Annotated in this window: 7 protein-coding genes and 1 tRNA gene; 3 read left to right on the top strand and 5 right to left on the bottom strand. The window is 69.7% G+C overall.

Annotation, left to right across the window (positions count from 1 at the left end; genetic code table 11):
- A partial coding sequence (locus NC4_RS04060) for a DUF3662 domain-containing protein (RefSeq protein ID WP_157554258.1) occupies positions 1 to 792 on the bottom strand: 792 nt, incomplete at its 3' end.
- 238 nt (positions 793 to 1,030) lie between these two features.
- Here NC4_RS04060 and NC4_RS04055 point away from each other — a divergent pair.
- Together NC4_RS04055 and NC4_RS04050 are read left to right on the top strand one after the other, a co-directional pair.
- Positions 1,031 to 1,113, top strand: a tRNA-Leu gene (locus NC4_RS04055).
- A 113-nt stretch (positions 1,114 to 1,226) separates the two neighbouring features.
- On the top strand, positions 1,227 to 2,603 hold the full coding sequence (locus NC4_RS04050) for a hypothetical protein (protein ID WP_245721481.1): 1,377 nt from the start codon (positions 1,227 to 1,229) through the stop codon (positions 2,601 to 2,603).
- 597 nt (positions 2,604 to 3,200) lie between these two features.
- Here the strand turns inward: NC4_RS04050 and NC4_RS04045 are convergent.
- Positions 3,201 to 4,256, bottom strand: a complete 1,056-nt coding sequence (locus tag NC4_RS04045; protein ID WP_084528459.1) for a stage II sporulation protein M — start codon at positions 4,254 to 4,256, stop codon at positions 3,201 to 3,203.
- A 59-nt stretch (positions 4,257 to 4,315) separates the two neighbouring features.
- Between NC4_RS04045 and NC4_RS04040 the strand changes: the two genes are divergently transcribed.
- Entirely contained in the window at positions 4,316 to 5,095 is a 780-nt protein-coding gene (locus tag NC4_RS04040) for an RDD family protein (protein WP_067532455.1), read from the top strand.
- A 7-nt stretch (positions 5,096 to 5,102) separates the two neighbouring features.
- On the opposite strand, the gene NC4_RS04035 is transcribed toward NC4_RS04040, so the two are convergent.
- From NC4_RS04035 to NC4_RS04025, 3 genes are all read right to left on the bottom strand, one after another.
- Positions 5,103 to 6,398 carry a DUF58 domain-containing protein gene (locus NC4_RS04035; RefSeq protein WP_067532453.1) on the bottom strand — a complete coding sequence of 432 codons (1,296 nt, stop codon included), beginning with the start codon at positions 6,396 to 6,398 and terminating at the stop codon, positions 5,103 to 5,105.
- A gap of 2 nt (positions 6,399 to 6,400) precedes the next feature.
- Positions 6,401 to 7,417 (bottom strand): AAA family ATPase, encoded by a 1,017-nt coding sequence (locus tag NC4_RS04030; RefSeq protein WP_439957476.1) that lies wholly within the window; start codon positions 7,415 to 7,417, stop codon positions 6,401 to 6,403.
- A partial coding sequence (locus NC4_RS04025) for a DUF4129 domain-containing protein (protein WP_067532451.1) occupies positions 7,414 to 8,310 on the bottom strand: 897 nt, incomplete at its 5' end. The genes NC4_RS04025 and NC4_RS04030, both read right to left, overlap by 4 nt.

The following is an 8,310-nucleotide window of genomic DNA, read 5'->3' as shown; positions in this document are numbered from 1 at the left end:
ATCGGCGTAACCCTGGTCGTAGCCCTGCTGCTGGCCGTAGCCCTGGTCGGCGTAGCCGCCCTGCTGCTGGCCGTAGGCCTGGTCCGGGTGGCCGCCCTGCTGCTGGTAGTCGTAGCCGTTCTGGTACTCGCCGTAGCCCTGTTGATCGGGCGCGTAGCCGCCCTGATCGGGGTACTGCTGACCACCGTGGGGCGGATAGTCTCCGTAGCCCTGCGGACCGCGGCCCGCGGGCGGGGGCGCGTACCCGCGGTTACGTGGATCGGACTCCGCGGGCTCACGGCTGGGGTCGTAGCCTGAGTTCTGCGTCATGGGGCCAGCTCCTGGTTGCGGGTTGGGTCGTGGTCTGCGTTCAGGGTTCCGCGCCGGGCCCGCCCGGCGGTCGGCGGCTGGTGTGCCGCCGACGGCGTCCGGGTCGACCCGGCCGCGTGTCCTGAACTGTCCGGTGTGCAGCGTAGGGGATGCCTCGAACTCCACGTGCACTTCGCCGTAGGTCTGCCATCCTTGGTCGCGGATGTAGTCCTGCAGGTGTTTGGCGAATGCTCGCACGGTGAGGTCGTGGTCGGCCTGTCCCTCGCCCTGGACGAGCTGCCCCAGGTCCGACTCGTTGATGGTGATGACATAGCTGTTGGGCGCCAAGAGATGGCCACCGCCGACGTCCTGGATGTGGTCGGCGGCCTCGCGCTGCAGCGCCGCCTCGACTTCCTGTGGAACGACGCTACCGCCGAAGACACGGGCGAACACATCCCCGATGGCCCCTTGGAGGCGGCGTTCGAATCGCGAAACGATTCCCATAGCCCCTCCTCTCAGGTCCGGTGGGCACAGTGAACGCGGTGCGTCCCCAATACAGCGACACGCGAACATGGCGTGTCGCTGCAGGGACACGTTGATTGCATGATATCCACGATCGTCCACACCTGTAACTCTTGGAAACTGCCGAGGGTTCCCGAGGTGTGAGTAACCATGTGCACGGGCGGTAACCAGGCGATTTCGTTTTGACGCATACCCCGTGATACGTTTCTTCCCGTCGCTCGGGCGAGTGGCGGAATGGCAGACGCGCTGGCTTCAGGTGCCAGTGTCCGTAAGGACGTGGGGGTTCAAGTCCCCCCTCGCCCACTCAGTAAGACATTAGGCCCGATCCTGATTCCGGATCGGGCCTAATGTCTTTTTTCGTGATCTCTGTGCGTGCGAAACGGTCGGCTTCTTTTCTGGCGGCGACCCTGGCGGTAATGGGCTGGGCGGCAAGCGGTTCCGCCGGGGCGGCATGGGGGCCGCTGGCAGAGCCGAATCCGTATCTGGGGCCCGTGGGCACCTCGACCATGCACGGCGACGCCGGATCCTCCGATGCCGTGCCGTATTCCGGGCCGGGGACCGATGCGCGCCTGACGTCGGCCTATCCGCTGGGCGCGGCCTGCCCGACGCTGTTGCGGGGTTCGGACGGTCTGGTCTTGGCGCTGTGCACCGCCATCGTGAACCGGGCGCCCGTGGTGCATCTCATAGATCCGGCCACCGCGGGTCCCGTGGCCGGATCGCTCGCCGCGCTGGAGCTTTCGCGCGGCGGACTGTTGGGCGGCGTGTATGCCTACCTGGACAGCGCCGATCGTCTGGTGGTCGTGGACGGGGACCGGCGGCTGCTGCGCATCGGGCACGCGCGCGACGGCGGCGGCTGGCGGCTCGCGATCGAGAGTTCGGTGGATCTGTCGGCGGCCATTCCGGACGGCGACAGCGTGACGGGACTGGTACCGGATTGGTCGGGCACCGTCTGGTTCGCCACCGCGAGAGGGATTGTCGGCACGGTGACTCCGGCGGGCGCGGTCGCGACTCTGGCGCTCCTGGCGGGGGAGCAGGTGGCCAACAGCATTTCCGCCGCGCCGAGCGGGCGGGTGACCGTCGCGACGACGCACGCGCTCTACGAATTTACCGCCGATGCGGCGGGTGGTCCGCGGCAGCTGTGGCGCGCGGCCTACGACCGGGGCTCGGCGCGCAAGCCTGGGCAGCTGTCCTGGGGCACCGGATCCACGCCCACCTATTTCGGTCCGCGCACCGGCGCGGACTATCTGACCATCGTGGACAATGCCGACGGGCAGGTGCATGTCCTCGTATTCCGTTCCGGCAGCGGGGAACTGGTGTGCGAGCAGCCGGTCCTGACGCGCGGCGGCGCGGGCAGTGAGAATTCGCCGATCGGCGTGGGGCGGTCGGTGTTCGTGGCCTCCACCTACGGCTATCTGTATCCGGCGGTGCCCGAGGGCGCGGGTCCCGCCGTGCCGCCCTCGGCGCCGTTCACCGGCGGTATGACCCGGGTGGACATCGACGATGCGGGCGGCTGCCTGACGGTCTGGGAGAACACGGTGCGCAGCGCGGCGGTCCCGCATCTCGTCGTCGGCGACGGATTGCTGTACACGGTGACGCGGGTGGGCCTGCCGATCACCACCCCGGCCGATGGTTACGCGTTCACGGTGCTGGATCCGGAGACCGGGTCGGTGCTGTCGAATCGGGTGCTGCCGGGCACGGTCGTCTCCGATCCGTTGCAGACCTCGCCTCTGCTGATGCCCAGCCGTGGCGCGCTGCAGGGGACGACCACCGGGATTGTTCGCGTCGACCGCTGAGTGGGATGGGAAATCCCCAGTTCGCAACCGGTGTGACGAAGATCGCAGTCCCGGCCGCGAACCTCCCGGCCGGGGCGTTGCCGGAGGGGTTTTCCGGGACCGCACGGGGGTGAAAAATGATTGCCGGAAGGTGACGCATCGGGTATGCGCCCGATTTTCTTTCCCCATTGCCTGATGTGAGTTTAGCCAAAACTCCGTTAAACAAACTTCTAGTTTGTTTCAGTTCGGGCGATCGCTCCGCAAAGGTGCTGAGCTGGGATGAAACGCCAGCTTAACGGGGGTTGAACTGGGGACTTACGGGAAACGCGCGAGTTTTCCGCAAACCGGGCGAAGGGTGTCCCGCCGGTTCGTGCGCAAGGGGTCGAAACGGGCGCGCGAACGGTACCGCGGGGACGGATTCGGGGGCCTCCGCAGACCGCCCGCAAAGCGGAAGCCAGGAATTAGCGATCTTGTCGGGTTGCCTTCCGGCAAGGGGTGTTTCGCCTGGTCACTTATACGCCCGGCGCGCAAGTTGGAGGTTGCGTAGCCATAACGATTGTGTAGAGTCATCGGCAACGCTGGCCGCAGCTGAGCCGGACTCGCTGCGGCCAGTGGAAATCAATTTCCGGTACGAACCAACGAGGGTGAACTGGCCCCTCCGGCAACCGGATCCACGCCTGTTCTCGTCGAGTAGCTCGACATGTGCTCTTCCGCCGCGGCGGCATCCTGATCCTGCGCCACCCGTCGGCCCAGCCCGAACACATAGGCCAGGAAGGCCAGTTCGGCCAGTCCGCCGATGCCGATCCGCACCGCGGTGGGCAATCCGCTCGGCGTCACGAAGCCCTCGAGCAGGCCCGAGACGAACAGCACCACGACCAGCCCGAGCGCGATGACCGCGGTCGCCCGGCCCTGCCGCGCCAGCGCCGCCGCCCGGCTGGACCGGCCCGGATCGATGAGCGTCCAGCCCAGCTTCAGCCCGGCCCCGCCCGCCACGAAAATGGCCGTCAGCTCCAGCATTCCGTGCGGGAGGATATAGCCGAACAGCGAATCCAGCCGTCCCGCATCGGCCATCAGCCCGGCGCTCACGCCCAGATTGAGCGCGTTCATGACCAGCACGTACACCGCGGGCAGCACCAGCACCCCGGTGAACAACGCGATCGCGGCGACGGTCGCGTTATTGGTCCACACCTTGGCCGCGAACGCGTCGTTGGGATGTTCGAAGTAGTAGGTCTCGAAGGCCCCGCCCGGCCTGGTCAGCCGATCGGTATCGGTGTCCAGGCCCAAATGCCGCCGCCCCGATTCGGATTCGGCGATCCAGGCGGCCAGCGCCGTGGAACCGGCGAGGAACAGCGCCGCCACCGTCACCCACCAGGGCCACACCCGGTACGCCGCCGCCGGGAACCGGTGCGAGAAGAACAGGCCGATCTCGCGCAGCGTATTCGTCTGCGCCCCGAGCACCCGCCCGCGGGCGCGGGTCAGGACCGCCGACAGCCCGGCGATGAGTTCCGGATCGGCCGACCGCGCCTGCAATCGCGCCAGCTGCTGCGAGGTCAGCCGGTACAGCCGCACCAGTTCGTCGGCCTCCGCGCCGCTGAGCCGCTTCCCGCGGGTGGCCAGGTGATCGAGGCGGTCCCAGGAAGGTTTGTGCACGAAGGTGTAGACGTCGAGATCCATAGGTTGCCTCCCCGTACTGTCGCTCGGAAGAATGCTAGTCGCCCCCCACAAGGAGTGACATGGCACTTTTCACCACCGGCGAGGCAGTCGCTGTCGAGCTCCCGATCGCGCGGATCGCCACCCGGGCCGCGGCTTTTCTCATCGATCTGACCTTGCAGGTGGTGGTGGTGCTAGTGCTGGTGTTCGGGGTCGACGCCGTCCTGCTGGCCTGGAAGGCCGATGCGGCGTGGCGGGATGCCGCCGCGGTGATCACGATCGCGGCCGTGCTGATCGGATATCCGGCCGTCATCGAAACCCTCACCCGGGGACGCTCGGCCGGGAAGCTGCTCCTGGGCCTGCGCGTGGTGCGCGCCGACGGGGGACCGGTGGACTTCCGGCACGCCGTCACCCGCGCGCTGGCGGGGCTGGTGGATTTCTGGATTCTGGGCACCGGGCTGGTCGCGGTGGTGACCTCGCTGTGCTCCCCGCAGGGCCGCCGCGTCGGGGATGCGCTGGCGGGCACCGTGGTGGTGCACGACCGCAGCCGGTTGCCGTGGGCGCCACTGGCGGTGGCGCCGCCGTGGCTGGCGGGCTGGTCGCGGCAGCTGGATCTGGCCGGGCTGCCGGACGATCTGGCGCTGGCCGCGCGCGACTATCTCATGCGCTGGCGGACGCTCACGCCGATGATCCAGGATCAGCTGGGCAGGCAGCTCGTGCTCGCGGTGTGTGAGACGCTTCGCACGCCGCCGCCGAACGGCTATCCGCCGCTGCACATTCTGGGCGCGGTGCTGGCCGAGCGGCAGCGCCGAGCCCTGGAGCGGTCCCCGCGTCCGGCGCCCATGCGCCCGGTCGCCGCCTAGCCAGGGATCACAGCGCGCCGGTCTGCTTGAGCTCCAGGTATTCGTCGGCGAGGGCCTCGGGCAGCCGGTCGGGCGGGGCGGTGATGACGCGAACTCCGGCGCGGCGCAGGGTTTCCCGGGCGATCGCGTGTTCGGCGACAACATTCTCGGCGGCGGCCGCGGTGTAGAGGTCGTCGAGGGTGGAGCGGCGGGTGGCGGCGGCCGTGATCTCCGGATCGGTGACCGAGACGATGAGTACGCGATGGCGCCGGGTGAGCGTCGGCAGCACCGGGAGGATGCCCTCCTGCACGGTGGCGGCATCGAGATGGGTGAACCAGACGACCAGGCTGCGGCGGCGGGCGCGCCGCAGGGTGTTGCGCAGCAGGCCCTGATAGTCGGTGTCCACCAGCTGCGGGAAGACCCCGGCGAGCGCGTGCATGAGCTTGAGCTGCAGCCGTTTTCCGCCGATCCCGCTCACCTCGGTGCGCACGGCGCGGTCGTAGGCCAGCAGATCCACCGAATCCCCGCCCGCGGCGGCCAGCCCGCCCAGCAGCAGGGCGGCCTCGATGGCGGCGTCCAGGCGGGTGCCCTCGCCGACGCGACCCGCGCTGACCCGGCCGGTGTCCAGCAGCATGACCACGTGCCGATTGCGTTCCGGCCGCCAGGTGCGGACCAGCACGTCATTGGCGCGGGCGGTGGCGCGCCAGTCGATGGTGCGCACATCGTCCCCGGCCACGTATTCGCGGAAGGAGTCGAATTCGGTGCCCTGCCCGCGAATCGGCGAGGTGTTGCGGCCCTCGAGTTGTTGCAGCTGCCGGACCTTGGCCGCGAGCAGGCGTTCGCTGCGGAACGGCGGAAGTGCGCGCAGCCGGGCCGGAATCCGGTGCCGCACCTGCCGTCCGGCCAGCCCCAGCGGTCCGAGCAGCCGCACCGTGACCGGTCCGGCCGCGCGGTCGCCGCGATATTCCGGGGTGAGTTCGGTGTGCAGCCGGACCTTGGTATTGGGCGGCAGTCTCAGATCGTGGCCGCGGTGTTCGGCGTGCGAGCTGGCGGGCCAGTCGTCCCACAGCGTGCCGCGCAGGGTGCGGGCGCCGGTGTTCACCGCGGTCACCTCGACCTCGATGCTGCGGCCGGTGCGCACGATGCTGAGCGGCTCCCGCGAAACCACCAGGGCGCCGGTGGATCCCAGCAGCGCCAGATCGGCGCCGACCAGCGCCGCGAGCACCGCGGTGGCCAGGGCGACGCCCGGCCAGGACGGCATGACCAGGGTGACGAACAGGGCCGCGGCGCCCGCCGCGAGCGCCGCCCGGCCGGTGACGACCACGACTAGACCGGGACGGGAACGGACATGAGCAGCGAGTTCATCACGCCCTCGGCGGTGACGCCCTCCACCTCGTGCTCGGGCCGCAGCTGCAACCGGTGCCGGAGCACGGCCGTCGCAACGGCTTTCACATCGTCGGGCGTGGTGTACCCGCGGCCGTGCAGCCAGGCGAAGGCGCGCGAGGCCGCCATGAGCGCGGTGGCGCCGCGGGTGGAGGCGCCGTGCGCGACGGCGGGGGAGGTGCGGGTGGCCCGGCACAGGTCGACCGTGTAGGCGAGCACCTCCGGGCTGATCGCCACCTGCGCGACGGCCTGGCGGGTGGCCGCCAGATGCGCGGGCCCGGCTACCGGCCGCAGCCCGGCCCCGACCAGATCGCGCGGATCGAAACCGGCGGCATGCCGTTGCAGAATGCGGAATTCGTCGTCGCGGCCCGGGAATTGCACGTCGACCTTGAACAGGAACCGGTCCAGCTGCGCCTCGGGCAGCGGATAGGTGCCCTCCTGCTCGATGGGGTTCTGGGTGGCGATCACCACGAACGGATCGGGCAGCGGCTGCGGTACGCCGTCCACCGAAACCTGGCGTTCCTCCATGGATTCCAGCAGCGCGGACTGCGTTTTCGGTGGGGTGCGGTTGATTTCGTCGGCGAGCAGCAGATTGGTGAACACCGGTCCGCGGCGGAAGGTGAACTCCGCCGAATGCGGATCGTAGATCTGCGAACCGGTGACATCGCCGGGCATCAGGTCGGGGGTGAACTGGATGCGCGCGTGCTCCAGGTCCAGCGCCGTGGCCAGCGCCCGCACCAGCAGCGTCTTGGCCACGCCCGGAACGCCTTCCAGCAGTACGTGGCCGCGGCACAGCAGCGCCAGCACCAGGTACATGACGGCGTGGTCGTTGCCGACGACGGCCTTGCCGATCTCGCCCCGCAGGGCCAGCAGCGCCTGCTGGGCCTGTTCGGCGGTCGGGGTGTGGTTGGTGTCCACGAGTTCCTTGTCCACGAGTTCCTCTGCGTCAGATCGGGTCACAGGACCTCCGCTTCGATCCATTCGAGTTGTGCGGCCACGAGTTCCAGGGTCGCCCGGTCCGTGACGGGGTCGTACAGGGCGGCGCGCACTGTGCCCGGATCGGCGCCGGTGCGCACCGCGATCGCCGTGACCACCACCTCCGGGACGGTGTCGGCGGTGACGTCGAGGGCGGGCCGCAGGCGGCGCAGCGCGGCCGCTCGCAGTTTGGCCGCCACATGATCGTGATCGCGGGATTTCCGGTACAGCACGGCCTGTCCGGTGAGCAGTTCGGTGGCGGGCGCCTCCACGGGCCGGGCCTCGCCGACCACCGCGCCGCGGCGGCGGCCGCGCCAGGCGATGACCGTCGCCCAGGCGATGAGGAATTGCAGACCGCCGAAGGCCACCCAGCCGGGCAGGAGCTCGAAGACCGAGTCCTGGCCCTCGCCGAAGTCCGGTGCGTTCACGTCCGGCCGTTCCGGCGGATCGTCCGGGAAGTCGATCGGATTGGTGGGCGGGGTCAGGTCGGGTTTGTCCGGTGGCGGTGGCGGCGCACCGATGCGGGTCAGCAGGTAGACGATGGCCAGCACCGCGAGCGCACCGCCCAGCGCGGCCCAGAAGCGCCAATCGCGCAGCAGCGCGGGCAGTTCCAGGGGTTCGCGCGCGCGTTCGCCCTTCGGTTTCTTCGTGGTGCGCTTCTTGCGTTTCTCGCTGATCTCGGTCGGCTCGGCCTTGGGCGGCGGCGCCACGGAGAAACGGTCGGCCTGTTCCAGCAACCGGTACTCGGCCTCGTGCGCGGGCCGCCCGCCGTAGACGATCTCGTCGAAACTGTGTGCCGCCGAGGGGAGTCCGGCCGTATCGGCGGGCAGGGCGGCGGTGGCGGCGTGCGCGGTCTCGCGGGCGGTGCGGGCGCGGCG

This window comes from Nocardia crassostreae, assembly GCF_001613405.1.
GTDB classification, from domain to species: Bacteria; Actinomycetota; Actinomycetes; order Mycobacteriales; family Mycobacteriaceae; genus Nocardia; species Nocardia crassostreae.
This window is presented reverse-complemented; position numbering and strand designations above follow the sequence as displayed.